This is a genomic window from Candidatus Synechococcus spongiarum, assembly GCF_900047545.1.
Classification (GTDB): domain Bacteria; phylum Cyanobacteriota; class Cyanobacteriia; order PCC-6307; family Cyanobiaceae; genus Synechococcus_B; species Synechococcus_B spongiarum_C.
This window is the reverse complement of record NZ_FITM01000092.1, coordinates 23,907-49,556: the sequence shown is the minus strand read 5'-3', so window position 1 is coordinate 49,556 and position 25,650 is coordinate 23,907. Positions and strand designations below refer to the sequence as shown.

The 25,650-nt window shown below is 62.2% G+C and carries 26 protein-coding genes and 2 tRNA genes; 20 read left to right on the top strand and 8 right to left on the bottom strand.

Annotated elements, in window-relative coordinates:
- Positions 1-243 precede the first annotated feature (243 nt).
- Entirely contained in the window at positions 244-369 is a 126-nt protein-coding gene (locus tag FLM9_RS08540; protein ID WP_257242997.1) for a hypothetical protein, read from the top strand.
- Positions 370-526: 157 nt separating this feature from the next.
- On the opposite strand, the gene atpC is transcribed toward FLM9_RS08540, so the two are convergent.
- Both atpC and atpD read right to left on the bottom strand, forming a co-directional pair.
- The gene (atpC, locus tag FLM9_RS03955) at positions 527-940 is read right to left on the bottom strand and encodes an ATP synthase F1 subunit epsilon (RefSeq protein WP_074457356.1); all 414 of its coding nucleotides are present in this window, start codon (positions 938-940) and stop codon (positions 527-529) included.
- Between the two features lie 75 nt (positions 941-1,015).
- Entirely contained in the window at positions 1,016-2,479 is a 1,464-nt protein-coding gene (gene atpD, locus FLM9_RS03950) for a F0F1 ATP synthase subunit beta (RefSeq protein WP_074457355.1), read from the bottom strand.
- Between the two features lie 278 nt (positions 2,480-2,757).
- Here atpD and groES point away from each other — a divergent pair, with 278 nt between their 5' ends.
- Entirely contained in the window at positions 2,758-3,069 is a 312-nt protein-coding gene (gene groES, locus FLM9_RS03945; RefSeq protein WP_074457354.1) for a co-chaperone GroES, read from the top strand.
- Between the two features lie 48 nt (positions 3,070-3,117).
- Positions 3,118-4,755: a chaperonin GroEL gene (gene groL / locus FLM9_RS03940; RefSeq protein WP_074457353.1), complete on the top strand. Its 1,638-nt coding sequence runs from the start codon at positions 3,118-3,120 to the stop codon at positions 4,753-4,755.
- 104 nt (positions 4,756-4,859) lie between these two features.
- On the opposite strand, the gene FLM9_RS08120 is transcribed toward groL, so the two are convergent.
- Positions 4,860-5,015 (bottom strand): hypothetical protein, encoded by a 156-nt coding sequence (locus tag FLM9_RS08120; protein WP_180365287.1) that lies wholly within the window; start codon positions 5,013-5,015, stop codon positions 4,860-4,862.
- A 130-nt stretch (positions 5,016-5,145) separates the two neighbouring features.
- Here FLM9_RS08120 and FLM9_RS03935 point away from each other — a divergent pair, with 130 nt between their 5' ends.
- The gene (locus tag FLM9_RS03935) at positions 5,146-5,850 is read left to right on the top strand and encodes a metallophosphoesterase (RefSeq protein ID WP_074457352.1); all 705 of its coding nucleotides are present in this window, start codon (positions 5,146-5,148) and stop codon (positions 5,848-5,850) included.
- Positions 5,851-5,907: 57 nt separating this feature from the next.
- Here FLM9_RS03935 and FLM9_RS03930 read toward each other — a convergent pair.
- Positions 5,908-5,978: transfer RNA gene (locus tag FLM9_RS03930), tRNA-Cys, on the bottom strand.
- 22 nt (positions 5,979-6,000) lie between these two features.
- Here FLM9_RS03930 and FLM9_RS03925 point away from each other — a divergent pair.
- The 4 genes from FLM9_RS03925 to FLM9_RS03910 all read left to right on the top strand — a co-directional run bounded on the left by FLM9_RS03925 (position 6,001) and on the right by FLM9_RS03910 (position 8,422).
- Positions 6,001-7,308 (top strand): lipid-A-disaccharide synthase-related protein, encoded by a 1,308-nt coding sequence (locus FLM9_RS03925; protein WP_180365286.1) that lies wholly within the window; start codon positions 6,001-6,003, stop codon positions 7,306-7,308.
- Positions 7,275-7,541, top strand: a complete 267-nt coding sequence (locus FLM9_RS03920) for a DUF8658 family protein (protein WP_074457351.1) — start codon at positions 7,275-7,277, stop codon at positions 7,539-7,541. The genes FLM9_RS03925 and FLM9_RS03920 overlap by 34 nt, the downstream gene beginning before the upstream one ends.
- 145 nt (positions 7,542-7,686) lie before the next feature.
- Positions 7,687-8,070: a hypothetical protein gene (locus FLM9_RS03915; RefSeq protein WP_143324590.1), complete on the top strand. Its 384-nt coding sequence runs from the start codon at positions 7,687-7,689 to the stop codon at positions 8,068-8,070.
- Entirely contained in the window at positions 8,060-8,422 is a 363-nt protein-coding gene (locus FLM9_RS03910) for a type II toxin-antitoxin system PemK/MazF family toxin (protein WP_218969733.1), read from the top strand. Before FLM9_RS03915 ends, FLM9_RS03910 begins: the two co-directional genes overlap by 11 nt.
- A gap of 3 nt (positions 8,423-8,425) precedes the next feature.
- Here the strand turns inward: FLM9_RS03910 and FLM9_RS03905 are convergent, their stop codons facing one another.
- Together FLM9_RS03905 and FLM9_RS03900 are read right to left on the bottom strand one after the other, a co-directional pair.
- Positions 8,426-9,442, bottom strand: coding sequence for a sirohydrochlorin chelatase (locus tag FLM9_RS03905; RefSeq protein ID WP_081340177.1), 1,017 nt, complete (start codon positions 9,440-9,442; stop codon positions 8,426-8,428).
- Between the two features lie 7 nt (positions 9,443-9,449).
- Complete coding sequence (locus FLM9_RS03900; RefSeq protein ID WP_074457364.1) at positions 9,450-10,097, bottom strand: ribonuclease D; 648 nt, start codon at positions 10,095-10,097, stop codon at positions 9,450-9,452.
- Between the two features lie 112 nt (positions 10,098-10,209).
- Between FLM9_RS03900 and FLM9_RS03895 the strand changes: the two genes are divergently transcribed.
- The 3 genes from FLM9_RS03895 to FLM9_RS03885 are packed head-to-tail and all read left to right on the top strand — an operon-like array spanning position 10,210 to position 12,305.
- Complete coding sequence (locus FLM9_RS03895; protein ID WP_074457348.1) at positions 10,210-10,710, top strand: helix-turn-helix transcriptional regulator; 501 nt, start codon at positions 10,210-10,212, stop codon at positions 10,708-10,710.
- 47 nt (positions 10,711-10,757) lie between these two features.
- Positions 10,758-11,324, top strand: a complete 567-nt coding sequence (locus tag FLM9_RS03890) for a cofactor assembly of complex C subunit B (RefSeq protein ID WP_074457363.1) — start codon at positions 10,758-10,760, stop codon at positions 11,322-11,324.
- A 27-nt stretch (positions 11,325-11,351) separates the two neighbouring features.
- Positions 11,352-12,305 carry an N-acetylmuramoyl-L-alanine amidase gene (locus tag FLM9_RS03885; protein ID WP_143324589.1) on the top strand — a complete coding sequence of 318 codons (954 nt, stop codon included), beginning with the start codon at positions 11,352-11,354 and terminating at the stop codon, positions 12,303-12,305.
- On the opposite strand, the gene hemF is transcribed toward FLM9_RS03885, so the two are convergent.
- Complete coding sequence (gene hemF / locus FLM9_RS03880) at positions 12,267-13,340, bottom strand: oxygen-dependent coproporphyrinogen oxidase (protein WP_074457362.1); 1,074 nt, start codon at positions 13,338-13,340, stop codon at positions 12,267-12,269. The genes FLM9_RS03885 and hemF overlap by 39 nt on opposite strands.
- A gap of 55 nt (positions 13,341-13,395) precedes the next feature.
- On the opposite strand from hemF, the gene FLM9_RS03875 reads away from it, so the two are divergent.
- The 8 genes from FLM9_RS03875 to FLM9_RS03840 all read left to right on the top strand — a co-directional run bounded on the left by FLM9_RS03875 (position 13,396) and on the right by FLM9_RS03840 (position 24,185).
- Positions 13,396-14,439: an Mrp/NBP35 family ATP-binding protein gene (locus tag FLM9_RS03875; RefSeq protein WP_074457346.1), complete on the top strand. Its 1,044-nt coding sequence runs from the start codon at positions 13,396-13,398 to the stop codon at positions 14,437-14,439.
- 4 nt (positions 14,440-14,443) lie between these two features.
- The gene (locus FLM9_RS03870; RefSeq protein ID WP_074457345.1) at positions 14,444-16,066 is read left to right on the top strand and encodes an FtsW/RodA/SpoVE family cell cycle protein; all 1,623 of its coding nucleotides are present in this window, start codon (positions 14,444-14,446) and stop codon (positions 16,064-16,066) included.
- Positions 16,066-17,433, top strand: coding sequence for a sensor histidine kinase (locus tag FLM9_RS03865; protein WP_074457344.1), 1,368 nt, complete (start codon positions 16,066-16,068; stop codon positions 17,431-17,433). The genes FLM9_RS03870 and FLM9_RS03865 overlap by 1 nt, the downstream gene beginning before the upstream one ends.
- A gap of 113 nt (positions 17,434-17,546) precedes the next feature.
- Entirely contained in the window at positions 17,547-17,969 is a 423-nt protein-coding gene (locus FLM9_RS03860) for a photosystem I reaction center subunit II PsaD (protein WP_074457343.1), read from the top strand.
- A gap of 35 nt (positions 17,970-18,004) precedes the next feature.
- Positions 18,005-19,534 carry an anthranilate synthase component I family protein gene (locus FLM9_RS03855; protein WP_074457342.1) on the top strand — a complete coding sequence of 510 codons (1,530 nt, stop codon included), beginning with the start codon at positions 18,005-18,007 and terminating at the stop codon, positions 19,532-19,534.
- Entirely contained in the window at positions 19,531-20,718 is a 1,188-nt protein-coding gene (gshA, locus tag FLM9_RS03850; RefSeq protein ID WP_074457341.1) for a glutamate--cysteine ligase, read from the top strand. Before FLM9_RS03855 ends, gshA begins: the two co-directional genes overlap by 4 nt.
- The gene (gene ppc, locus FLM9_RS03845) at positions 20,715-23,699 is read left to right on the top strand and encodes a phosphoenolpyruvate carboxylase (RefSeq protein WP_074457340.1); all 2,985 of its coding nucleotides are present in this window, start codon (positions 20,715-20,717) and stop codon (positions 23,697-23,699) included. The genes gshA and ppc overlap by 4 nt, the downstream gene beginning before the upstream one ends.
- 12 nt (positions 23,700-23,711) lie before the next feature.
- Entirely contained in the window at positions 23,712-24,185 is a 474-nt protein-coding gene (locus FLM9_RS03840) for a hypothetical protein (protein WP_074457361.1), read from the top strand.
- Positions 24,186-24,224: 39 nt separating this feature from the next.
- Here the strand turns inward: FLM9_RS03840 and FLM9_RS03835 are convergent.
- Positions 24,225-24,298: transfer RNA gene (locus FLM9_RS03835), tRNA-Arg, on the bottom strand.
- Between the two features lie 22 nt (positions 24,299-24,320).
- Here FLM9_RS03835 and recF point away from each other — a divergent pair.
- A complete protein-coding gene (gene recF / locus FLM9_RS03830; protein ID WP_074457339.1) occupies positions 24,321-25,487 on the top strand; it encodes a DNA replication/repair protein RecF in 1,167 nt (388 codons plus the stop codon).
- The last annotated feature ends 163 nt before the right edge of the window (positions 25,488-25,650 follow it).

Below are 25,650 nucleotides of genomic sequence, written 5' to 3'. Positions count from 1 at the left end.
GCCAGAAGGGGTGCTGATGATCGATGCCACCTGCGTCAAAGCCCATCGCACTGCCTTCAGACTTAAAAAGGGGTTGCCGAACCTCGCTTGATTGGTCGTACCACAGGGGTCCTCACCAGCAAGCGACCTGTGGTGTGCGAGCGAAAGGACGACCTGTCCGCCTTCTGCTCAGGGAAGGGCAATGCAGAGGCTTGACCGATGCTGACCTCCTGCTGAGGAATCTTCCAGAAGCGAACGTATGGATTGGAGGTTGAGAACCTGTTTGCCAAGTCCAAGGACTGCCGCCGCATTGCCACCCGCCATGACCGCTGTGCCCATCTCTTGCCCTCTGCCGTCCTCCTGGGCGCCACACTCATCTTCTCGTTATGAATCCTGACCCTGGGCCGGGCGAGCATCCCCCGCGAAGTGGAAACCCACCTGAAGGAGGAGGCAACATGCCGAATCTGAGAAGGAATCCCTGCCCTCTCAGGGCGCGGGGGGACGTCAACACATCTGTACGTACTTGTTGATGGCACGGGGAACCCGCTCAATCCACAGTGCCGCCAGCGGCCTGGGCCCGGGCCCGGGCCCGGCTGGCATTCTCCTGGGCCTGAAGTTTTTCCGGAGTGTTGATTTGTTCTGCAACATGGGCCAATTCGTTCCGTGCGGCGGCCAAGGCCTGCTCGGCTTCGGCCCGATCAATATCGGCGCCCAACTCGGCCCCATTGACCAGCACGGTGACTTCATCGTCAATCACCTCGGCAAAGCCCCCCATCAGGGCAATGGAACTCCACGTGTACCCCTCCCGTAGCCTCAGCACACCCACATCCAGGGCGGTGAGCAGGGAAACATGGCCCTTGAGCACCCCCATTTGACCAGTGGTGCTGGGCAGGATGACTTCGTCAGCCGTCCCATCAAAGATTTTGGTGTCTGGGGCAAGAACCCGAACGGTGAGGCTCATGGCAATACAAAGCAGCAGGAACAAAAGAGGGTCAGCCCTTGACCATGGCCTGGCCCCCAAGGGCATGGGCGGGATTCAGGCCGTGGTTTCCGCCTTGATCTTCTCCGCCTTGGCTTTCACCTGGGCAATGCTTCCCACCAGGTAGAACGCTGCCTCCGGCAAGTCATCCAGTTGGCCGGAGAGGATTTCCTGGAAGCCCTTGATGGTGTCTTCCAGCTTGACGTACTCCCCGGACTGACCCGTGAACACCTCAGCCACAAAAAACGGCTGGGAGAGGAACTTCTCGATCTTGCGGGCCCGATCTACGGTTTTGCGATCCTCCTCCGAGAGCTCGTCCAGACCGAGAATGGCGATGATGTCTTGCAGTTCCTTGTAGCGCTGCAGGGTGGACTGCACGGCCCGGGCGGTGGCGTAATGCTCGTCACCCACCACGGAGGGCTGGAGCATGGTGCTGGTGGAATCCAGTGGATCCACGGCCGGATAGATGCCTTTGGATGCCAGGGCGCGGGAAAGCACCGTGGTGGCGTCCAGGTGGGCAAAGGTGGTAGCGGGGGCTGGATCCGTCAGGTCGTCCGCCGGCACGTAGACAGCCTGGATCGAGGTGATGGAGCCTTCCAGAGTGGAGGTGATGCGCTCCTGCAACTCACCCACGTCGGTGCCCAGGGTGGGTTGGTAGCCCACGGCGGACGGCAGCCGCCCCAGTAGAGCCGATACTTCGGAGCCGGCCTGCACGAAGCGGAAGATGTTGTCGATGAACAGCAGTACGTCCTGCTTGTTCACGTCCCGGAAGTGCTCCGCCATGGTCAAGGCGGAGAGGCCCACCCGCATCCTGGCGCCGGGGGGTTCGTTCATCTGCCCGTAGCAGAGGGCCACCTTGGATTGGCTCAGGTCATCGGCATTGATGACGCCGGACTCCTTGAATTCCTCATAGAGATCATTCCCTTCTCGGGTGCGCTCACCCACGCCACCGAACACGGACACACCACCGTGTTCCTTGGCGATGTTGTTGATCAACTCCTGAATGAGCACAGTTTTGCCCACCCCGGCGCCGCCGAAGAGGCCCACCTTGCCCCCTTGGCGGTAAGGGGCCAACAAGTCGATCACCTTGATGCCCGTCTCAAAGACGCGGGGCTTGGTTTCCAGGTCCGTGAGGCTGGGGGCAGCGCGGTGGATGGGGGCGGTCCGGGTCTGGTCCACCGGACCACGCTCGTCCACGGGCGCCCCCAGCACGTTGAAAATGCGCCCCAGGGTGCATTCACCCACAGGGACGGAAATGGGTTGCCCCGTAGCCGTCACCTCCATGCCCCGCACCAGGCCGTCGGTGCTGCTCATGGCCACCGCCCGCACGGTGCGGTCCCCCAAAAGCTGCTGCACCTCGCAGGTGACCGCCATGCCCTGGCCCGCCGGGTTGGTGGCTTCGATGTTCAGGGCATCATAGATGCTGGGCAAATCACCAGAGGCAAACTCCACATCAACAACAGGTCCAATGACCTGGCGGATGGTTCCTTGGGTTGTGGACGCAGCGGCGGTGGCGGTCATAAAGAAGGGACTCGCGGGTGGAGTAGAGAATGCATGGGCACTTTACCACCGCACTCATATGGGTTGTGGATCGGGTTGTGGGGAGAGTTCGGTCAACCGCACTGGCCAGCCCTTGTTGGGCCAGCCTCTACGCCCTAGCTTGGCAGTCAAGCGCCGAGAGTGCTAACTCGTGGCGTCAACCCGTGGCTTGCCTGGTCAGGGCTGGCCAGCCCAAGGTCAACCCAACCCGGCAACCACCTTGGTCTTCAGATGCTGAAAGTCTCTAATTTCCTTTCCCCATGGCAGCAGTCAATCTCAGCGTTTCCACCGTCAAGCCTCTTGGTGACCGCGTCTTCGTGAAGGTCTCTGAGTCCGAGGAGAAGACCGCCGGTGGCATCCTCCTTCCCGATACCGCCAAGGAGAAACCCCAAGTGGGCGAAATAGCCCAGGTGGGGCCTGGCAAGCGCAACGACGACGGCACCCGACAAACTCCGGAAGTGAGCGTTGGCGATCGTGTGCTCTACAGCAAGTACGCAGGTACGGACATCAAGCTGGGCGCCGATGAGTACGTCCTGCTCAGCGAGAAGGACATCCTCGCTATTGTCGGCTGATTTTTTCTATCTCTTTTTCCCTTTCAACTTCTCCGAACGACACTTCCCATGGCCAAGCGCATCATCTACAGCGAAAGCGCCCGCCGCGCTCTGGAAAAAGGCATTGACACCCTTAACGAAGCCGTTGCCGTGACCCTGGGTCCCAAGGGCCGCAACGTGGTGCTGGAAAAGAAATTCGGTGCACCCCAGATCATCAACGACGGCATCACCATCGCCAAAGAGATCGAACTGGAAGATCACATTGAAAACACCGGCGTGGCCCTGATCCGCCAAGCGGCCTCCAAAACCAATGATGCCGCTGGTGACGGCACCACCACCGCCACAGTGCTGGCCCACGCCATGGTGAAGGCCGGCCTGCGCAACGTGGCCGCTGGCGCCAACGCCATTTCCCTGAAACGGGGCATCGATAAGGCTGCCGATTTCCTGGTGAGCGAGATTGAGAAGCACGCCGTACCCGTAACGGACAACAATGCCATTGCCCAGGTGGGCGCCATTGCTGCCGGCAACGATGCCGACGTGGGTCAGAAAATTGCCGACGCCATGGACAAGGTGGGCAAGGAGGGGGTCATCTCCCTGGAAGAAGGCAAGTCCATGAGCACCGAACTAGAGGTGACCGAGGGCATGCGCTTTGACAAGGGCTACATCTCCCCCTACTTCGCCACCGACAACGAGCGCATGGAGGCGGTGCTGGAGGAGCCCTACATCCTGCTCACCGACAAGAAGATTACCCTGGTGCAGGATCTGGTGCCCGTGCTGGAGCAGATCGCTCGCACCGGCAAGCCCCTGCTGATCATTGCCGAGGACATCGAGAAAGAAGCCCTGGCCACCCTGGTGGTCAACCGTCTGCGGGGTGTGCTGAACGTGGCCGCCGTCAAGGCGCCGGGCTTCGGCGACCGCCGCAAGGCCATGCTGGAGGACATGGCTGTGCTCACCGGTGGTCAGATGATCACCGAGGACGCCGGCCTCAAGCTGGACAACGCCAAGCTGGACATGATGGGCACCGCCCGTCGGGTGACCATCAACAAGGACACCACCACCATCGTGGCCGATGGCCATGAGGCCCAGGTGAAGGAGCGCTGCGAGCAGATTCGCCGTCAGATCGACGAGACGGAGTCCTCCTACGACAAGGAGAAGCTGCAAGAGCGCCTGGCCAAGCTGGCCGGTGGCGTGGCCGTGGTGAAGGTGGGCGCCGCCACGGAAACCGAGATGAAGGACAAGAAGCTGCGCCTGGAGGACGCCATCAACGCCACTAAAGCTGCGGTGGAAGAGGGCATTGTTCCCGGTGGCGGCACCACCCTGGTGCATCTGATGCCCCAGCTTCAGTCCTGGGCCGAGGAGAACCTCTCCGGTGAAGAGCAGACCGGCGCCATGATCATGGCCTCGGCCTTGACCGCTCCCCTCTGCCGCATTGCGGACAACGCCGGCATCAACGGCGCCGTGGTGGCGGAAAACGTGAAGGGTCGCCCCTTCAACGAGGGCTACAATGCCGCCAAGGACGCCTACGAGGATCTGCTGGCCGCCGGCATTGTGGACCCGGCCAAGGTGACCCGCTCAGCCTTGCAAAATGCCGCCTCCATCGCCGGCATGGTGCTCACCACCGAGTGCATCGTGGCGGATCTGCCCGAGAAGAAGGAAGCCGCTCCCGCTGCTCCCGGTGGCGGCATGGGTGGAGACTTCGACTACTGATTGCCCCAGTGGTTCGGGTCCTGTCCCGGGATCTCTACCGGCGCCTCCTGCGGGGGGCGCTTTTTTGTGCCTGCCCCAGCGTGTGGTGACAGCCTGGCCTCCACCTACCGGTTCCTGAGGGGCTGGGCGGAACCACAGCGCTGGGCGCCGGGCATCTCGGCATCAAAGATCCTGTTGGCATCCGCCTGGGAGGGGGCCTCAACAATCCGGGAGTAGTACTGGGAAGCGCCGATGCGGTAGCGGATTGTCCAGCGTCTCATGGGCATGGTTGTCATGGGTTGTACAGGTAGCCCATGGTGCCATGGGGGTGGCAGGGCTTCTTGTGCCCACTGGCTTCAAGGTTGTAGGGACACAGCACTACCCTGGCCTTGGCGCAGCATCAGCCAATCCGTGAATCCCCATGCTGTCAACGTCCAACGGGGTGTGCTATGGGGCGCGCCACCCAGCAACCATTCTGTGGTGGTGGTCGGTGATCTTCACGGGCTGGCCGGAGCCCTGAAGGACATCATCGATCAAACCTGTTTCACCGGCTGCACACTTGTTTTCGTTGGGGACTACATTGATCGTGGCTGCGATGGGGATCAGGTTCTTCACAGTATTCACGGCCTGACCACCAATCCGTCTGCCCACGGTTATGGGCAGGTGGTCGCTCTGCGTGGGAACCATGAAGACATGATCCTGCGCGCCCGCAATAGCTCCCAATGGCTTGCGTGCTGGCAAACCAGCGGAGGACGCACCGAAGATTGGCGCTGGCTCTGTGAGCATCAAGGCTGGGATTGGTTGGCGAGCCTGCCCCTTCTGTATCAACATCCCAAGGACATCTTGTTTCGAGGGAAACCCCATCGTCTGGTTGTCTCCCATGCCAGTGTGAACCGCCAGTACAACCTGGAGGACCAAAAAGAGCAGGACCTCCTCTGGCGGCGAGAGGTTTCCGGCTACCGCCGTGACACCCTGTGTGTCCATGGACACACTCCCCAATCAGGGGGTGTGCCCTTCCTGCGGAACACGCCGACAGGACCTGTGTTGCTGATTGATACAGGGTCGGTGAAAACGGGGATCGTGACAGGTGCGAGCTTTGATGAAGTTTGTAGTTGATGAAGCGTCCCCATGTCAGGAAAGGTGTTTCTGCACTTCCCCTCCCCGGATCGACAAAGGCGGCACCCAGATTCGAACTGGGGATAAAGGATTTGCAATCCTCTGCCTTACCACTTGGCCATGCCGCCAGAACGGAGCCGTACTCCCTCCATGCAGCACTCTAGCAAGCTCCCTGCCCCTCCCCTGTTGGTGCTTAGCAATGGTCATGGGGAAGACCTGATTGCCGCCCGGGTGCTCACCGCCCTGCGGCAGCAGGAGTATGACGGTCTGATGGAAGGCATGGCCCTGGTGGGGCTGGGGGCTGGGCTGGCGTCCGTGCCAGGGTTCCGGGCCGTTGGGCCACAGCAACAACTTCCCAGCGGTGGATTTAGTAATCAAAGCCTTACGGGGCTGTTGCAGGACCTGTGGGCGGGATTGGCAGGTCTGGCCATGGGCCAGTGGCGCTGTATTCGGCAGTGGCGTGGTGCCCATCCCCAGGGGGTGGTCTTGGCGGTTGGTGATCTGTTCCCCCTGGTACTGGCCTGGGGCAGTGGTCTGCCCTACGGCTTCATCGGCACCCCCAAGAGCGACTGGACCTGGTGGACCAACTGGGGAACCACACCCGTGGCGGATACCTGGCACCGCTGCAAGGGCAGTGAATGGGACCCGTGGGAGTGGTGGCTGATGGGCCACCGGCGCTGTCGCCTTGTGGTGGTGCGCGATGGCCTCACGGCGCGGGGATTGCGGCGCCATGGCATTGACGCCCTGGCTCCAGGGAATCCCATGGTGGATGAACCGGTGGCGGAGATGCCCCTGCCTGCCTGCCTGGGCCGGCAGAGGCGGTTGCTGGTGTTGCCGGGCAGTCGCTTGCCCGAGTGTCTGATCAACCTCAAACGCCTGTTGGCGGCGCTGCCCCATCAACTGGCGGCCGTGCTGCTGCTGGCCACAGGACACCAGCTTGACCCCCAGACCCTCAGCACTGTGGCAACGAGCCAGGGCTTCTCCCCCTGTTCTCCCCCTGCGGATACGGGGAGCCGTCTGGCCTGGCAGCGGGAGCACCTGCTGCTGCTCTGGGGACCGGGCTGCTTCGAGGCCTGGTTGCCCTGGGCAGAATTGGGCCTGGCCACGGCGGGGACCGCCACGGAGCAACTGGTGGGCCGTGGTGCGCCGGCCCTGTCGTTGCCGGGTCCGGGTCCCCAGTTCACGCCAGGATTTGCCCGCCGCCAGAGCCGCCTGTTGGGGGGGGCCGTGATTCCCTGCTTGTCCCCCCGACAGTTCCGGCAGGAGTTGGCGCGCTTGCTGGCGGATTCCCAATCTGGCCGGATGCTGGGGCGCCGTGGCCAGAGACGCATGGGGCAGCGGGGCGGCAGTGGGGCCATTGCCCAACTGGTGCGCCAGCGTTTGCTCCTGCCCCATGGGACCATCAACCCCACTGCCCCGTTGTCATGGCCCTCTCCCAGCAAGGCGAATACGCGGTGACCTGCGCCCGCATCGCCTCACTTCTGCACATCTCCCTCGGCGCTGCCCGCCAGTGGCTGGATCGACGGGCCGCCCAGGAAGGGGTGCGCACCGTGGCGCAGCGGCTGGAGTTTGCCCAGGCCCAGTTGGCAACGTTGCAGGAGCGATACGGCCACCATGGCGAGCGGCCACCCATGGCCCAACTGCTGGACGAGACCGTCGCCAACCCCAGCCCCCTGCCGGAGGAGGAGTAGGGCGCAACGGTGGTGGACGTGGTAGTGGGCTTTGGCCTTCACGTCCTCCTCGCAGGCTCCGATTCACTCCTCGTCACACAGGGTGCAGGACTCGCCCAAGCCCTCGTGACGGAGGGTCAAGTCCTGCCTGGACATTGACAAACCGTTGAAAAATGATTATCGCAGGTTTGGCTCTGCCAAAAAAATCCTGTCTCACCTGTCTCACAGGCTTCTGAAAATGAAAGATTCAAGCTTGACCACGGGCTGTTTCAGTGCATTGAACACGACAATGCTCAGTGTGGGTGCTGCCTTTGCCCTCTCCCTTGGGGCTCCAGCCGCTCTAGCCGGCCTTGATACCTCTCGTTCCCTGCCACTAGACGACACACTCGTCAAGACTGCGAAAGGGCCTACTTGCCTCTCCTGGGAAGACTCTTTTAAGGAGATGGCTATTGAGTTCGAAGATTGGAGTGACTTGGATGCGGCCACGTGTGATGGATTTGCGGGTCTTGTTGCGGAAGAAGAGATCTTAGAAACAGCAGTTGTTTGGTAGACGTGACATATGTTCAACCAATACGAGATACGAGATACGGGTTGCCTCTCTGGGCGGGGCAGCAGGGTCTGAAATGCAGAAAACACGGCCTGTGGCCATCGTGAGCCCAGACTCCATGAACCAGCACCTGGAAACGGTTGTCATCTGCCCCTTGACGTCAAAGCTTCATAGGACTTGGCCCAGCCGTCTTCAGATTGACTGTGCAGGCAGGCCCAGCGAAGTTGTCGTGGATCAGATCCGTACCCTCAACAAGGAGCGTTTTGTGCGACGCATTGACAGTCTTTCCGATGATGATGCAAGGAAACTCCGCACCATCATCCGTGACCTCTATGCGCCGGAGGAGGAGGAGTAAGGCTCAGTGGTGGTGGACATGGTAATGGGCCTTGGCCTTCACGTCCTCCTCGCAGGCTCCGGTGCAGTCCCCATCACAGAGGGTACAGGCCTCGCCCAATCCTTCATGGTGGTGGTGATGGCTTTGCTGGGGAGCACCATGCTCGCTCTCAAAACCCAGCACCTGGGTGCGGTACTTGCACAGGGCGCAGTTCATGGCGTTGTCTCCCTCCAGAGCCTCCTGGGCGCGGGTGCAGAAGGTGTCCAGCACCAGGGGATGGTCGCTGAGGTAGGTGGCTTTGCGGATGTCCAGTTGGGGATGGTCGGCCACCACGCAGTCCACCGCCCGGTGAATGCGGCTCACCAGCACCCCGGAAAACAGGAAGTAGGGAAAAACCACAATGCGGCGGTAGCCCAGACCCACCACCCGCCGCAGGCCGTCCTCCACCTGGGGGAAGGTGACGCCGGCGTAGCAGGTTTCTCCCCAGCCCAGGCCCAGGCCCTCCACCAGCATGCGGGTGATCTTGGCCACGTTGCCGTTGGCATCGGGATCCCGTGAGCCACGGCCCACCACCAGCAGCAGGGTGTCCTGGCGCAGGGCACCCCCTTGCTCACCCCTGGCCTCCAGCGGCAAGGCCACGGTAATGCGGGCTGCTGCGGCGCGGACCATGCGGGCATCCATGCCCAACTCACGGCCATAGCGGATGGGCAGGCCGGTGGCGGCGCTATAGCGGTTCAGTAGGGTGGGAATGTCGTTCTTGACGTGGCCTGCGGCGAAGAGCATTCCCGGCACCGCCACCACCTGGTCCACACCGGCTGAGCGCAGCCTATCCAGACCAGCGGGAATGACGGGATGGGCAAATTCCAGGTAGCCGTGGGCCAGGGGATGGTAGGGCAGGAGACGCGCCAAGCCCGTGGTGAGTTGGGCAAACTCCGCCACGGCCTTGCGATTCCGACTGCCATGACCGCACACCATGATGCCCAGCTTGGCGGGGTCGCTTCCCCCGTCCCAACGCAACTGCATCGCCTCTCCTTGCCCCATGGTTAATTCAGTGCTCAAAGATGTTGCCAAAGTGCTGGCGATCCAGTTCCGCCAGCGTGGGCACACAGGTGAAGCATCGCTGGGCCAACTCCAGACGCTCCTCGCGGGCCAGCATCTGCCGCAAGCGATCCATGGCGCCCAGGAGGAAGCGCACGTCGTTGGCGGCATAGGCCAACTGCTGTTCAGTGAGTTGGTCCGCCCGCCCCCAGTCACTGCTCTGGGTCTGCTTGTCCAGCTCCACGCCGCACAACTCCTGGACCATGTCCTTGAGGCCGTGGCGGGGGGAATAGGTGCGGGCCAGACGGCTGCCGATCTTGGTGCAAAAAATGGGCTGCACCGCAATGCCAAGGCCCTGGCGGAGAGCAGCCACGTCGAAGCGGGCGTAGTGAAACACCTTCACGATATGGCCGGACTCCAGCACCTGCTGCAGGTGCGGGGCCCGGGTCTGGCCACGGGCAATGCGCACACAGCAGACCCGATCCTCCTGATCGGCGATCTGCACTAGGCAGAGACGGTCGCGACCATGGCAGAGTCCCATGGCTTCCGTATCTACGGCCAGGGCGTCACCGTCGCTGTAGAAGGAGGCCCACTCCCGGCTGAGATCACCGTCAAAGACAGCGAACCGGGCAGCTTGGCTAGGCATTTGACTGGGCATGGAACAGGCGGGCATGATGCAGAAGCTATCCCAAGCTTGCCAATTCCTTCACAAATCCACCTTGAAAATCAAAATGATCGGGACTAGGCCATGGATAGCCGTATAGGACCACATGGCTTCCCGACGTCAACTGGCCACCATGGGCCTCCCTGACATCCAGCGCTTTTTTGCCGAGCCACCCGTTCAATACCTGGGTCTTGAATTGTCGGTCTGCTGGATTCTGGAGTGCCTCCTCCAGAAAGACGACTACCCCACGGCCCTGACCAGCCAACTGGTGGAATTGCACCCCCATCTGCGCATCTCCGAGACCATACTGCAGCAGGCCATCGAGTTCTTGGATCGCCAAGGGGCCATCACCAGCTATGCCAAACGCTGCCCCAGCCGCGGACGCCCACGGCGCATGTTGCACTTGTCGGAGGCTGTCCATCAGGAGGCCCGGTCTCTGGTGACCTCGTGGCAACGCTGGCTCAAGGAGCCTACCCTGAATCCATTGTCGGGAGCCGGGCTGATGGCCGGCAGCAATATGACAACGAGCCTCACCACAGAGGATCAGCGACTGGCCGACGAGTTGCAAGTGGAACGTGGTCAGTTGAATCCCGCACCCTCTGCCTAGGGGAAAATCCGCCAGGCTATGGCCTACTGATGCCACAGCCTGGCCCCATGACTCCTTCCGTTGTCCTGCCCTCCACCCTGCTACTGACCCTGTTGCTGGCCACCGGGTTGGTGTTCTTTTTGCGGGCCTCCAGCAAGGATCGGACCATGGCCATGGTCGTCAGTAGCTACCGCCCCTCGTTACAGGTGTTGCGTGATTTGGACCACTGGTTGGCGGCGCGGGGCTGGCATGTGGTGCTTACCCACCCGGAACGACGTCACCTAGTCTATGAAGGTCATGTTGCCGCCAGTGTTCCCCTGGCCCTGTTGCTGGCGTTCCTGGGCTGTTCCGGTGGTGCCGCGCTGGGACTGGTGATGGTCCAGATGTTGCCCAACAGTGGCCCGTCGTGGCCCCTTGCTCTGGGCTTAGTGGGGGTGACGGCCGCACCCGTCTATTTGCGCCGTGCTCAACGGCAGGAGCAACTGGATCTTCGCTTGCTCACCCCCGATCAGGTGGTGCCCAGTCGCTTGGTGATGCGGGTCCATCGCGATGAGTTACTGGCCATGGAAGCCGAGCTGGGCAAGACCCTGCAGTTGCAGCTCACCCCTTGCACAACCGCAGTCTCGTTTGAATAATTCAGCCCAGGCCCGTTGCTGACACCCGTGCCCCCCCACTCCTTCCTGGCGTTCATTCTGCTGCTGATCAGCCCGGTGCCCCTGGCGCAGCCGTTGCTGGCCCAGGAGGCCTTGCCCGAGGCACCCTATGGGCAGTTCCGCAAGGTGGCAGTGAACACCGGAGAACGCTCACGGCTCACGGTGAAGAAGAATTGGCTGGGCAAGCGGCGCCCAACTCAAGCCGTGCCCATCCTTGTGCTGGCGGGCCATGCGGACTCCCAACGCATCAGCCCTGGCACCAGAGGCTATGCGGTGGCTGTTAACGGTGCGCGCCCCATGCAGCCCGGCATGACCGACGAGACCTTTTGGAACTTGAAAACAGCCCAGCGCATTGCCAAGCTGGGCAGGCAGCGGGGGCTCAATATCCGCTTCTACGACCCCGGCGTCCGCACTATCCACAACGGTGACGACCCCCGCACCAATTGGAGCCAGGGCAAGCGCCATGCGCAGGCAGGGGGCTATGCACTGGAGATTCATTACGATGCCTACGGCCGTGACGGCCTTGGCTCCGGTGTCATCCCCCGGGTGTATGGGGGGCAAACGACCATTGATGAGCACCTGGCGCGGGAATTTGGCTCCTTCCCCTGGGATTTTCGTGGGGTGCTGGGTGCCCCCAAGCGGGGCATCACCATATTGGAGGTGGGCAAGCTGGAAGGAGACCTGGAGAACAAGCTGCGGAATCCCGACACCCGGGATGCTGCCCTCAACACCATTGCTGATCGAGTGGTGACCACCATGGCCAAGGCCCTTGGCGTGCCCCAGTCCTTTTTCCAGATACCGTCGCTGCCCGCCTTGCCCCCCAGCCCAGGCACAACCATGGCCACGCAGCAGTCACTGCTCCCGTCCCATGCGTCAGCACCACCACCCATCCAGCGTTCAACACCGTCCACCCAGGGGCAGGGTTCAACCCAGGGCGCCACGGGCGCGGCAACGCCCCTCTAGTTCCCCATCCCCATGCCAATCACGGGGCCGCAGAAATTCCTCGTACAGGAGTGCTTCCCAACTGTTGGCTTCCGGTTGATAGCCATACTCCCAACGCACTAGGGGGGGGAGAGACATGAGGATGGATTCGGTGCGCCCCCTGGTTTGCAGGCCGAAGATGGTGCCCCGGTCAAACACCAGATTGAACTCCACATAGCGGCCGCGGCGGTAAAGCTGGAATTGACGCTCCCGCTCCCTGTGCTTCATGGCGTGCCGCGCCTCCACGATGGGTAAATAGCTGGGCAGGAAGGCATGGCCACAGGCCTGGGCCAGTTGGAACAACTGCTCCCAGTCGTGCTGAATCGGGCCAGTGTCACCACTGCGCTGGGCTGCCTCCCCCTGCCTGTTCTCACCCCGGTAGAGCACACCGCTGGGGTCCTGATAGTCGAAGAAAATGCCCCCCACGCCGCGGGTTTCCTGGCGGTGCTTGAGATAGAAGTACTCATCGCACCAGTGCTTGAAGACGGGGAAGTAGCAGGGGTCCACACCATCACAGGCCGTTTGCAGGGTGCGGTGAAAGTGGCGGGCGTCCTGGAGAAAGGGGTAGTAGGGCGTGAGATCGGCGCCACCGCCAAACCACCACACGGGCCCCGCCTGGAAGTAGCGGTAGTTGAGGTGGACGGTGGGGACGTAGGGGTTGCGGGGATGAAGCACCATGGAGGTGCCCAGGGCAAACCACCGCTGCCCTGCCGCCTCGGGACGCTGCTTCACAATGGCAGGCGGCAGATGGCTGCCTTCCACCTCGGAAAAGTTGACGCCCCCCTGCTCCAGCAGGGCGCCGTTCCTCAGCACCCGTGAGCAGCCGCCACCCCCTTCCGGTCGCAGCCAGCGTTCTTCCTCAAAGCTGCCGGCGCCATCTATCTTCTCCAGGGCTGCACAGATCCGATCCTGCAGACCGCAGGCAAAGGTCCGGAAACGCTCCCGTGCATCGGCCGGGGGCTCTGCAGACGAGGACGGGGAACGGCACGGGGTCTCTTGCAGAGAATGCTGCACCATGGGATGAGCGTGGTTCAGGCAAGATCTTGACACTTCCCCAACCTTCTCCCACTCCATGACCACCATTAGTGACGCTCTTGCCTGTCTGCGCCCCCTGACGGATGCGGGCAGTGGGAAAAGCCTGCTGGACCTGGAGTGGATTCGCAATCCACGGCTGCAGGGATCACGGGCCGTCATCGAACTGGCCCTGCCGGCCCATGCCAATCCCCAGCGGGACCGTATCGCCAAGGAACTGCGCGCCGCCCTGTTGAGTCTTGACGGCGTTGAGGACGTGCAGATTGAACTGGCGGCTTCCCCGGACCTAGCGACCACTGCCCCCCAGACCCGTCCCATTGCGGGCGTCAAGACGGTGGTGGCCGTGAGCAGCGGCAAGGGGGGCGTGGGGAAGAGCACCGTTGCCGTGAATCTGGCCTGTGCCCTGGCGGCCACAGGTCTGCGGGTTGGTCTGCTGGATGCGGATCTCTACGGACCCAACACCCCCATCATGCTGGGGTTGGGCGAGGTGGCCCCGGAGACAGTGGAAGAGGATGGTCAGCAACTGCTCGTGCCCCTGGAGAGCTGCGGGATTGCCATGGTCTCCATGGGGTTGTTGATCAATCCCGGGCAACCGGTGATCTGGCGGGGTCCCATGCTCAACGGTGTCATCCGCCAATTCCTCTATCAAGTGAAATGGGGCGAGCGTGACGTGCTGGTGGTGGACCTGCCGCCGGGCACAGGGGATGCCCAGTTGTCCCTAGCCCAGGCGGTGCCCATGGAGGGGGTGGTGATCGTCACGACGCCGCAGCAGGTGGCCCTGGCTGATTCCCGCCGCGGCCTGGCCATGTTTCAGCAGTTGGGAGTACCCATCCTGGGGGTGGTGGAGAACATGAGCTGGTTTGCACCGCCGGATCAACCCGGGAAACGCTATGCCCTGTTTGGTGAAGGGGGCGGCTCCCAACTGGCGGCCGAGACCCGTGTGCCCCTGCTGGCCCAACTGCCCCTGCAACTGCCGCCGGAGGAGGACCAACCCCTGGTGCTGTCCCAGCCGGACTCTCCCGCTGGCGTGGCCCTGCAGGGATTGGCGCAACAACTCCGCCGGCGCCTGGTGACTCCTTGCTGACGCCATGGATCTGTTCACGCACCACAGATCCAGCCGGTTTTCCAGCCGTTATCAGGAGCGGGACTTGGGTCCCCAGTTTGACTTGGTGCTTTGGGGTGTGCCCGTGGCCTTGATCGGTGTCTCCGGCCTGCTCATTGCCAGCACCCAGCGTCAGGTGAGCGGTGACGTGCCCTGGCTCAGCCATGGCGCCGCCGCCATGGCGCTGCTGGTGGCCCTATTTCTCGTCGTCTCCCGCACCACGGTTCTCCACACTGCGTTGTTGGCCATCTGCAACCACTGGCTTGGCCTCCAACTGCATGCCCCGCGGCTCAATAGCAGAGCGGCCAGCCTTCTCACGTTTCCCCCACTGTTCTTCAGTGTCGTGAGTGCCACGCTCATTGTCTGCAAGCTGACGGGTGTGGATGGCCTCTGGCTGGACCACTGGACTACGGGGGTTGTGGGCCTTGTGCTGGCGTTGTGTATATCCCGTCTTTCCCCTGAGCTGTTGTCATTGCGCAGATCTCGACACTGGCAGGAGGCCCCCCACGGCTCTGGTCCCCAGGGGGACTGGTCCAGGGGGGGCGGTTGGGTATCGCTCGCCCTGCTGGCACTGCTGCTGCTGGGCACTGTTGCGGCGCTATTGGCGGTCAACCTGGTGGGCACCAAGGCCCTCGGCGCTCAGCGTTGGCTGGCCCTGGGTCCATTCCAGGTGCAGCCATCGGAGTTCGCCAAGCTTGCCACCATTGTTCTTGTGGCCGCCATTCTGGATCGGTTCCCCATCCAGAAACCCATGGACCTGCTCCTCCCTTTTGGCGTGATTCTGGTGCCGTGGGCCCTGGTGCTGGTCCAGCCGGATTTGGGCACGTCTCTGGTGTTCGGGGCCGTGTTGTTGGGGATGCTGTATTGGTCCGCCATGCCTTGGCAATGGCTGCTGTTGCTGTTATCCCCCCTGCCCACAGCGCTCCTGGGTGGTCTTCGACACACGGGATTGCCGGGCATCCTCGTGGTTCAGGTGATCTGGATTGCCGCCATGGGAATCATGGCTTGGCGCCATCTGCCTTGGCGTTGGAGCGGTGCTGCGCTGACGGCAGTGACGTTGATGGCAACATCCTTGTCCACACCCTGGCTCTGGGAGCATGGGCTGAAGGACTATCAGCGGGATCGCCTGACCCTGTTTCTGAATCCCTCCATGGATCCGCTGGGGGGGGGCTACCACATCATTCAAAGCATCATCGGCATTGGTTCCGGCGGCTTTGTAGGCACCGGCCTGCTCCAGGGGCAACTGACCCGACTTCAATTCATTCCGGAGCAGCACACGGATTTCATCTTCAGCGCCCTGGGAGAGGAAATGGGGTTTGTGGGGTGTTTTCTGGTGGTGTCAGGGTTTGCCGCCTGGTGTTGGCGACTGCTCAAGATCGCCACAGTGGCCAAAACAGACTTTGAATCATTCCTGGTCATTGGCATCCTGGCCATGGTGATGTTTCAAGTGGTGGTGAACGTGTTCATGACAACTGGGTTGGGGCCCGTGACCGGTATTCCGTTGCCGTTCATGAGCTATGGACGTTCTGCGCTACTGATGAACTGTCTGGGGATCGGCTTGGTGGCCGCAGTGGAGCGACGCGGCCGACAGACGCGGCCGTTCTCCTGATGGCGCAGCCCGGCTTGAGAGCGCTCCATCAACTGCTCTGGCGGCACTGGAGCGGCGAGACCACGACGGAGGATGGCGCCCGTCGTCAATGGTGGGCAGCCTTGCAGGTGATCCAGGAGGACTTGTCTGCCCAACTGGGGGAGGCCCCGTCGGGACAGGAAGGGGTCTGGCTGGCGGCGCCCCTGCCAGCGCTCCATGAGCCCAACCTGCTACCAGCACTCCAGGGATGGGTGTGGGTGCCGGAGCGCTTCTCTCCATGGGTCTTGAACCTGCCCCTCCTGCCGGGACAGGCCACGGATGAAGCGGACCCCTGGTCCCCGCTGACACTGCAACCGGACGATGGCCGTGACCCCTTTCTTGTGCTGGTGACCCGTCATCTGCAACTGGCCATCTCCCTGCGGCCTGTGGCTGACCAATGGGCGCTTCTGGTTTGTTTTGACGGGGCTGTGGTATTCCAGGCACTGGAACTGTTAAGGCGGCGACTGCTCCAGGAGAATCCCCGTCATGGCCGGAGACTGCGGGGGGTTTTGGAGCGACTGGGTCCAGTGACCATGACGGATAACCTGGTCAGTGAGCGGCGCTTCTGGTCCGCGTTGGCCTGCCGTCTCGCATCCATGCCCCCCAGCCTCACGGTGACGGCATCCCCCGTGGCCTCCTCCCCGGGGGGGGCGGACCAGGATGCACTGGAGCCCAACGGAACCACCACGGAGTTGGAGTTTCTGGAAGCTCTGTCCCACGGCATTCGCACGCCCCTGGCCACCATCCGTGTTTTGAGCCGTGTTTTGAGCCGCCGCGCCGACCTGGGGGAGGACGTGCAACGTCAACTGGCGCAAATTGACGCCGAATGCACTGCCCAGATTGATCGCTTCGGGCTCATTTTTCATACCGCGGAATTGCAGCGGCAGCCCAAGGCGCAACAGTTGCTGTCCCGCACGGACCTGGCCAGTCTTGTGGAGCAGCAACACAGTCGGTGGCAGCAACAGCTTGAACACGATGGTCTTCAGATTCAGTTGGAGCTGGAGCAGAATCTCCCGGACGTCATGAGCGATCCCCTGCTGTTGGCACCCGTGCTGGCTGGCGTGGTGGAGCGCTTTGGTCAGGGCCTGCGTTCGGGAACCACCCTTCACGTGATCCTGAGCCGTGCCGGCGGGAAATTGCGCTTGCAACTCCGGGGGGATAGCCAACATGGTCGGGACAAGCCTGGCGAGACTCATCTCGGTGCTGTTCTCACCTGGGAGCCGGAGACAGGGCGCCTCCACCTCAGTCGTTCAGCCATTCGGCAACTCTTCAGCAGTTTGGGGGGACGCATGGCTGAGCGTGGCCCCCAGCAGTTGACCCTGTTTTTTCCCCTGGCCCAGGGTCTGTGACCAGAGTTCCCGGCCCTTCTTTCCACGGCATCAAGCTGTAAAGAGGCATTCACAGTGGAAGGAACACTGGAGGGGCTGTTGCTAGGGTTCCCTCACGTCTCTCCCCAATTCCCATGTCAGAGGTGCTCAAAGGCCAGCTTCCGGCCTATGTGGGTAGCACAGGCGGCCTGCTGGATGCCGCTGAAACTGAAGAGAAGTACGCCATCACCTGGACCAGTAAAAAGGACCAGGCGTTCGAGTTGCCCACTGGCGGCGCTGCCCTCATGCACAATGGGGAGAACATCATGTACTTTGCCCGCAAGGAGCAGTGTCTGGCCCTGGGCGCCAGCTTGCGCACCTTCAAGCCCAGAATCAACGACTACAAGATCTACCGCATCTTCCCTGACGGGGATACGGAATACCTTCATCCCAAGGATGGGGTCTTCCCCGAGAAGGTGAATGAAGGCCGTCCTATGGTCAACCACAACGCTCGCTCCATCGGCAGCAATGTCAACCCTGCCACCATCAAGTTCACTGGGCAGAAGTCCTACGACTGAACTGCCGCCCGGCTCTTCCGGAGAGTCCAGGGCGCGTGATTAGCCTTGAAGACATCAGACAGCGGGCCAGCCAGGGGGAAACCTTTCTCCCCATCTGGACCACGTGGTCCGCTGATCTAGATACTCCCGTTTCCACATGGCTGCGCATCAGCCCGGGCAGCCCCTATGGGGTGCTCCTGGAGTCCGTGGATGGTGGTGTTCATGTTGGCCGCTGGAGTGTGGTGGCCACCTATCCCCTATGGGTGTTTGAAAGCCGCGGTGACCAGAGTGTGCGGCGCTGGCGGGACGGCCGTTGTGACGTCTACTCCGGCAATCCTTTGGCGCAGTTGCGGCGCCGGATGGAGCCCTACCGCGCCAGCCCGGTTCCCGGCTGCCCTGCCCTGGGTCAACTCTTCGGCATGTGGAGCTATGAACTGATCCGCTGGATTGAACCCACTGTCCCTGTCCATGCAGCAGCTGAGGGGGATTGTCCCGATGGCCTGTGGATGCTCTGTGACCACTTGCTCCTGTTTGACCAGGCCCGTCGGCTGCTGACGGCAGTTTCCTACATCAACTTGCAGGATCAGCCGGATCCCCAGTTGGCCCGCTCGGACGCCCAACTCCGTCTCCAGCGGCTGCGGGACTGCATCTTGACGCCCAGCCAAGCCCACCAATCCTTGGCCTGGCAGCCCACAGCGCCTCGACAGACACCCACAACAGCCAATCGCAGCCGTGCCGACTTTGAAGCAGCCGTTGATCAGGCGCGAGAGCACATCATGGCTGGAGACGTGTTCCAACTGGTGCTCAGCCAGCGCCTGGAGGCCCAGCTTCCCCATGAGCCCTTTTCCATCTACCGCAGTCTCCGGCTGGTGAATCCCAGCCCCTATATGGCCTATTTCAATTTCGGCAACTGGCAGCTTATTGGCTCCAGTCCCGAGGTCATGGTCAAGGTGGAGCGCCAGGAAGATGGCACCCATGACGGGAAGCGACTGGCCGTCTTGCGGCCCATTGCCGGTACCCGGCGCCGTAGCCCGGATCCTGCAACGGATGCGGCACTGGCCGAGGAGTTGCTGGCGGACCCCAAGGAACGGGCTGAACACGTGATGCTGGTGGACTTGGCCCGCAACGATTTGGGTCGAGTTTGCCAACCGGGCAGCGTGCAACTCAAAGACCTGATGGTGATTGAACGCTATTCCCACGTGATGCACCTTGTCTCGGAAGTCCATGGCCAGTTGCGGGAGACCTGTGATCCCCTGGACGTGCTGGTGGCTTGCTTCCCTGCGGGAACTGTCAGTGGCGCCCCAAAAGTTCGCGCCATGCAGTTGATTCACGAGTTGGAGCCGGCCCGCCGTGGACCCTATTCCGGTGTCTATGGCTCCATGGATCTGCAAGGCACCATCAATCTGGCCATCACCATCCGCACCATCCTGGCCAGGCCCCAGGCGCCAGGTCAGTGGCACGTCTCTGTTCAAGCGGGCGCGGGGATTGTCTATGAATCTCAGCCCGCTCTAGAATACGAGGAGACCCTGAACAAGGCCCGTGGCATGCTGCGGGCCATCAATTGTCTGGAGGTGGACCATCCGTGACCACCCCCCTGCTGCTGAAGGGCTTTGAGGTGGAGATGTTCACGGGACGCCCCGATGGCACCGTTATGGGGTGTGCCGATGAGGTGGCCCGGGCGCTGCCTGGCTTCATGGTGGAGCCTGATCGCCGCAACCTGGAATACGCCACGCCCCCTGAGGCGGACTACCGCCAGCAGTTGCACCACTTGCTGAAACCCCGACGCGTCTTGCGTGCCTGGCTGCGGCAACGGGATCTCACCCTCCTGCCTGGCAGTTGCCTCAGCCTGGGGGATAGTCGCAGCTTTGAGCGCTCCGACTCCACCAATGCCTACCACGGCTTGATTGAGCGCACCTACGGCACCCGCGTGGCCACGGCCAGCGTTCATCTGAACTTCGGCATTGCCGACCCGGAACAGCTCATGGCTGCCTGTCGGCTCATGCGTTGCGAGGGGGCCCTGCTGCTTGCCCTCAGTGCCTGCTCCCCTTTTCTGGACGGTCGGGTGACAGGCGCCCACTCCCAGCGCTGGCGTCAGTTCCCCATCACGCCCGCCTGGGTTCCCCTCTTCCACCACCACAGCCACTACATCCAGTGGATGGAGGAGCAATTGCGCCTTGGCACCATGCACAACGTGCGCCACCTGTGGTGTTCAGTGCGTCCCAACGGCAGGCGTCGACCCTACGAGATTGATCGCGTGGAGGTACGCATCTGCGACTTGCTGGACGACCCTCTGGAGTTGCTGGCTGTTGCCAGCTTTTGTGAGTTGCGCCTGCTGCAGTTGTTGGCGGACCCTGAGCGCCAGGATCCACTCCGGGCCAGCACCATGGACGCCGATACCCTCGCAGTCTTGGCGGACCGCAATGACCAGGCTGCATCGCATCAATCCCTCGCGGCCCGCCTGCACCACTGGCGGGATGGCCATGCCCTGACGGCCGCCCAGTGGCTGCACCAGTCTCTCGACCATGTACAGGAGACGGCGAAATCCTTGGGTCTGGAAAGCTGGCTCCAGCCGCTGCACAGTATCCTGAGGGAAGGGAACCGCTCCATGCGTTGGCTTCGCTTCCATGGAGACGGAGAACCCATCCGCGCCATTCTCAGGCGAGAGGCTGCGTCCCTGGAGAGCCGTGAGCGTGAGCTACGCCAGCATCTGTGCGAGGAGACGCCCACAACAGCCTGCGTTGCGCCGACCACTTCCCTTGCCGCACCATGATCCTGGCGCCTCGTACATCTCGCGTTGACCTCCCCGCTGCAAATCAGCCAGCGGCGGCAGCGAGGCTTGACGCACCGCGGTTGCTCCAGGAACGGCTGGGCCTCATTGAGGAACTGTGGCACAGCGTGCTCAACTATGAATGTGACCAGGCAGTGGCATCCCGCCTGACCCACCTCAAGCAACTGTGCTTCAAGGCCGGCAGCGCAGACGCCATCGTTGAGTTGGTGCGCACCATGGACTTGAGGGAGGCCATCGTTGCTGCCCGGGCCTTCTCCTTGTATTTCCAGTTGGTCAACATCATTGAGCAGCAAATTGAAGAAGACCGCTATCGCTCCTCCATCCAGGCCGCCTACGCCAAGGGTCCGATTGTGGAGAATCCCTTTGCCCCACCCTTGTCTCTCAGTTCGGCGCCCATCCCTCTGCGCACGCTGTTTGGCCGTCTCCGCTGCCTCAACGTGCCGCCGGGCCAATTGGAGACCCTGCTCAACAGGATGGATATCCGTCTGGTGTTTACAGCCCATCCCACGGAAATCGTGCGTCACACCGTGCGCCATAAGCAGCGTCGGGTTGCGGATCTTCTGACGCGACACGCGCAACTGGACAGTGCCGGTCATGGGGAGGATCAGGAGTTGATCCGTCGTCAGTTGGAGCAGGAAATCCGTCTGTGGTGGTGTACCGATGAACTCCACCAGTTCAAGCCGTCCGTGCTGGACGAGGTGGACTATGCCCTCCTCTATTTTCAGGAGGTTCTCTTTGACGTCCTGCCCCAGCTTAACGGGCGCCTGCGGCGGGTCTTACAACGCAGCTATCCGGATGTGCAACTGCACAGCGAAGCTGTCATCACCTTTGGCTCCTGGGTGGGGGCTGATCGGGACGGCAACCCCTCCGTCACACCGGACGTGACCTGGAGAACCGCCTGCTACCAGCGCCAGCTCATGCTGGAGCGCTATATCGGTGTGGTGGAGACCCTGCGCACGGAACTGTCCCTCTCCATGCAATGGAGCCAGGTGGGCACCGATCTGCTGGAGTCCCTGGAACTGGACCGGCTGTGTTTCCCCTCCGTCTATGAACGGCTGGCAGCCCGGTACCGTCTGGAGCCCTATCGGCTCAAACTCAGTTACATCCTGGAGCGGTTGCACCGCACCCATGCCCGCAACAAGGCGCTGAATGAAGCGGGTTGGGACTCTCCCTTGCCCCAGCCACGGTCCAAAAACATTTCCAGCATCGCCCCCCTGGGCCAGGACCTGGCCGGCCCGCTTCACTATGGATCCTATGTGGATTTCCGCCAAGACCTGGAACTTCTGCAGAACAGCCTTCTTCACACGGGCTTGAGCAACACGGGCCTGGAGTCCCTGCTGACCCAGGTGAGCAGTTTTGGCTTCTCCCTTGCGGCTCTGGATCTGCGGCAGGAGAGTAGTCGCCACAGCGATGCCCTTGACGAGATCACGCGCTTTTTACAAATGCCGGCCTACGGAACCACGGATGAAGAGGCCCGGGTGCAATGGTTGCTAGCGGAGTTGCAGACCAGGCGCCCCTTGGTGCCTGCCGCAGTGGTCTGGAAGGACAGCACCCGCGAGACCCTTGACGTGTTCCGCATGCTTAAACGTCTTCAGTTGGAGTTTGGTGAGCGCACGTGTCGCACCTACATCATCTCCATGTGCGAAAGCGTCTCCGATGTGCTGGAAGTGCTGGTGCTGGCCAAGGAGGCCGGGCTGGTGAGCGCCCCGGATGATCAGGCGTCGCTCCTGGTGATTCCCCTGTTCGAGACCGTCGAAGACCTGCAACGAGCCCCACGGGTGATGGAGGATCTCTTCAGCATGGCCACCTACCGAGGATTGTTGTCCTGCTGTGGCCAAAGGGCAGAAAAAGACGGCCTGTTGCAGGAAATCATGCTGGGCTATTCCGATAGCAATAAAGACTCCGGATTCCTTTCCAGCAACTGGGAAATTTATCGCGCTCAGCAAGCTCTGGCGGCCCTGGCTCGAGGCCAGGGCATTCATCTGCGGCTCTTCCACGGCCGTGGCGGTTCCGTGGGACGGGGTGGCGGACCGGCCTACCAGGCCATTCTGGCCCAGCCTGGAGGCACCCTGGAGGGACGCATCAAGATCACTGAGCAGGGGGAGGTGTTGGCGTCCAAGTACGCCTTGCCGGAGTTGGCGCTCTACAACCTGGAAACCGTCACCTCTGCCGTCATCCAGAACAGCCTGCTGGGGTCCCGTCTGGGGGAACATCGCCAGTGGAGTGAATTGATGAGCCGTCTGGCCCAGCGCTCTCGCAGCCACTACCGGGCCCTGGTCCATGACGATCCCCACTTGGTGCTTTTTTTCCAGCAGGTGACGCCCATCGAAGAGATTTCCATGCTACAGATTTCTTCCCGTCCCGCTCGGCGCCGTGGCGGCGCCAAGGATCTCTCCGGCCTGCGGGCGATTCCCTGGGTGTTTGGCTGGACCCAAAGCCGCTTCCTGCTGCCCAGTTGGTACGGGGTGGGTTTTGCCTTGAACCAGGAGTTGCAAGCTCACCCCGAGCAGTTGGAGGTGCTCCGTGAGCTCTATGGCCGCTGGCCCTTCCTGCGCACCCTCATCTCCAACGTGGAGATGACCCTGGCCAAGGTGGACCTGCAACTGGCGGAACACTATATGAATTCCCTCAGCAGCGACAAGTATCGGGAAGCCTTTGGGAGCATTTTTGCCCGCATCCGCCAGGAGTATGAACTCACCCGCTCCCTGGTGCTGAAAATCAGCGGCCATCGGGAGCTGCTGGCGGAAGATCCGGGCCTTAAGCTGTCGGTGGAGTTGAGAAACTGCACTATCGTGCCGCTGGGCTTCATCCAGGTGGCGCTCCTGCGTCGGCTGCGGGAACAGGTGCGCCGCCCCCCCCTGCGGGAGGAGGAGGAAGAGCGCACCTACAGCCGCAGCGAATTGCTGCGGGGCGCCTTGCTCACCATCAACGGCATCGCTGCGGGGATGCGCAACACAGGCTGAGGAGAGATGACCATGCCCAAGCCAGCACCCGGAACGGCAGCGACCCTGCCAACAGGCTGGCTGATGTTGGAGGATCCAGATCGACCGGATGCTGCTGCCGTCAACCAGTTGCTTCAGTCCTGTGGTCAACCGGAGCGCAGCATCGAGCGGGTGGCCCTGGCACTGCAGCGCAGTGATCTTCTGGTCAGTCTTTGGCGCCCTGCACCTGGTGGTGCGGGCCACGAGTTGGTGGGTCTGGTGCGGGCCACCAGTGACCGATCCTTGAACGTGAACCTTTGGGACCTGTGCGTTCTCGACGATGTTCAGCCCAGGGCCCGCTACATCCACTTGCTCATGCAATCCATGCTGCTGAGGCTGCGCCGTGATCTGGCCGGGTGCAGCATTTCCATGATGACCACGGCGGAAGACGTGCCGGAACTGGAGCGCTTTGGCTTCCTGGAATCCCCCAACGGAATTCGCGCCATGGCGCTTCAACTCAGGCTGTGAGTTCAGGCCATGGGGGTGCAGGAAACCTGCCTGAGGAAGCGGGCATGGAAGGATTCGAACCCTCGGCTTTCAGAACCGGAATCTGACGCTCTATCCAACTGAGCTACATGCCCATGGGCATCATCCTAGTCCACCATGCCCTCCCTATCCAGGCTGGAACTCCAGCATTTTCGCAGCTATCGGACGGCGGCACTGCAGGTGAAGGCCAATCGGGTCATTGTTGTGGGACCCAACGGAGCCGGCAAGTCCAACATTCTTGAAGCTGTGGAGTTGCTGGCCAGCCTGCGCTCCCATCGGACCACCAGCGATGGGGACCTGATCCAGTTGGGACAGGCCTGTGGCTGGATCCATGGATGGATCGGGACTGACGGGCTGGACCACATTGGCCTGCATCTGCACCGGGGTGGGGGACGGCAGGGGTGGCGGAATCAACAACCTCTGTCCCGCCAAGTGGACCTGCTGGGCTCCCTCCGTTGTGTGTGCTTCAGCTCCCTGGATCTGGCCCTGATTCGCGGTGAGCCTATGGTCCGGCGTCAGTGGCTCGACCGGGTGGTGCTGCAATTGGAGCCCGTCTACGGGGAGTTGCTTTCCCGGTACGGCAAGCTGCTGCGGCAGCGCTCCAGCCTGCTGCGACACCATGGGGGAAAATCCCTCAATCATCACCTGACGGTGCTTTTGGATGCCTATGACCAGCAGATGGCCAACCTGGGGGCACGGCTACACCGTCGCCGTCAACGGGCGCTGCTGCGGCTCAATCCCTTGGCCCAGCAGTGGCAGAGGACGCTGAGTGGCGAGCAGGAAATCCTTGGCCTCCTCTACCGCCCTGGCACCGAGCTTCTCCCAATCTCTGACGGGGACCAGGGGAACCAGGGGCTGGTGGTGTGGCAAGGGGCTTTGCGGCAGCAGTTGGCTCGCCAGCGGAAGGTGGAACTGCAGGTGGGATGCTGCCGCGTCGGACCCCAGCGGGATGAAGTAGCGCTGCAACTCAATGGGCAGGCAGCCCGCCGCTATGGATCCGCCGGTCAACAGCGCTGCATGGTGCTAGCCTTGAAGATGGCCGAGGTGGAACTGGTGACCCAGGTGAGTGGCGAGGCGCCGGTGCTGCTGCTGGACGACGTGCTGGCGGAGTTGGACCCGGACCGCCAACTCCTGCTTTTGGAGGCCATTGGCCAGCAGCATCAATGTCTGCTGAGTACAACCCACCTGGAACGTTGTATTGGGCCGTGGCGACGTGATGCCCAGTGCATCAGCGTCCGCCAGGACGAGGAAGGCTCAGTGTTGAGTCCCCTGTCAGGGGCCTGATTTAGGGCTGGGGATTGAGAGCTGGGGGCTGGACCGTGGTTTCGTTGGAGGGGGTTGGCTGTTGGCTGCCCAGAAAGAGCCATGCGCCTCCCGCGGCAACCAGAATGACCAGCACAATCAACACCAGTTCCCCCACGGTCAAGCCTTGTTCCCGCAGAGAAGG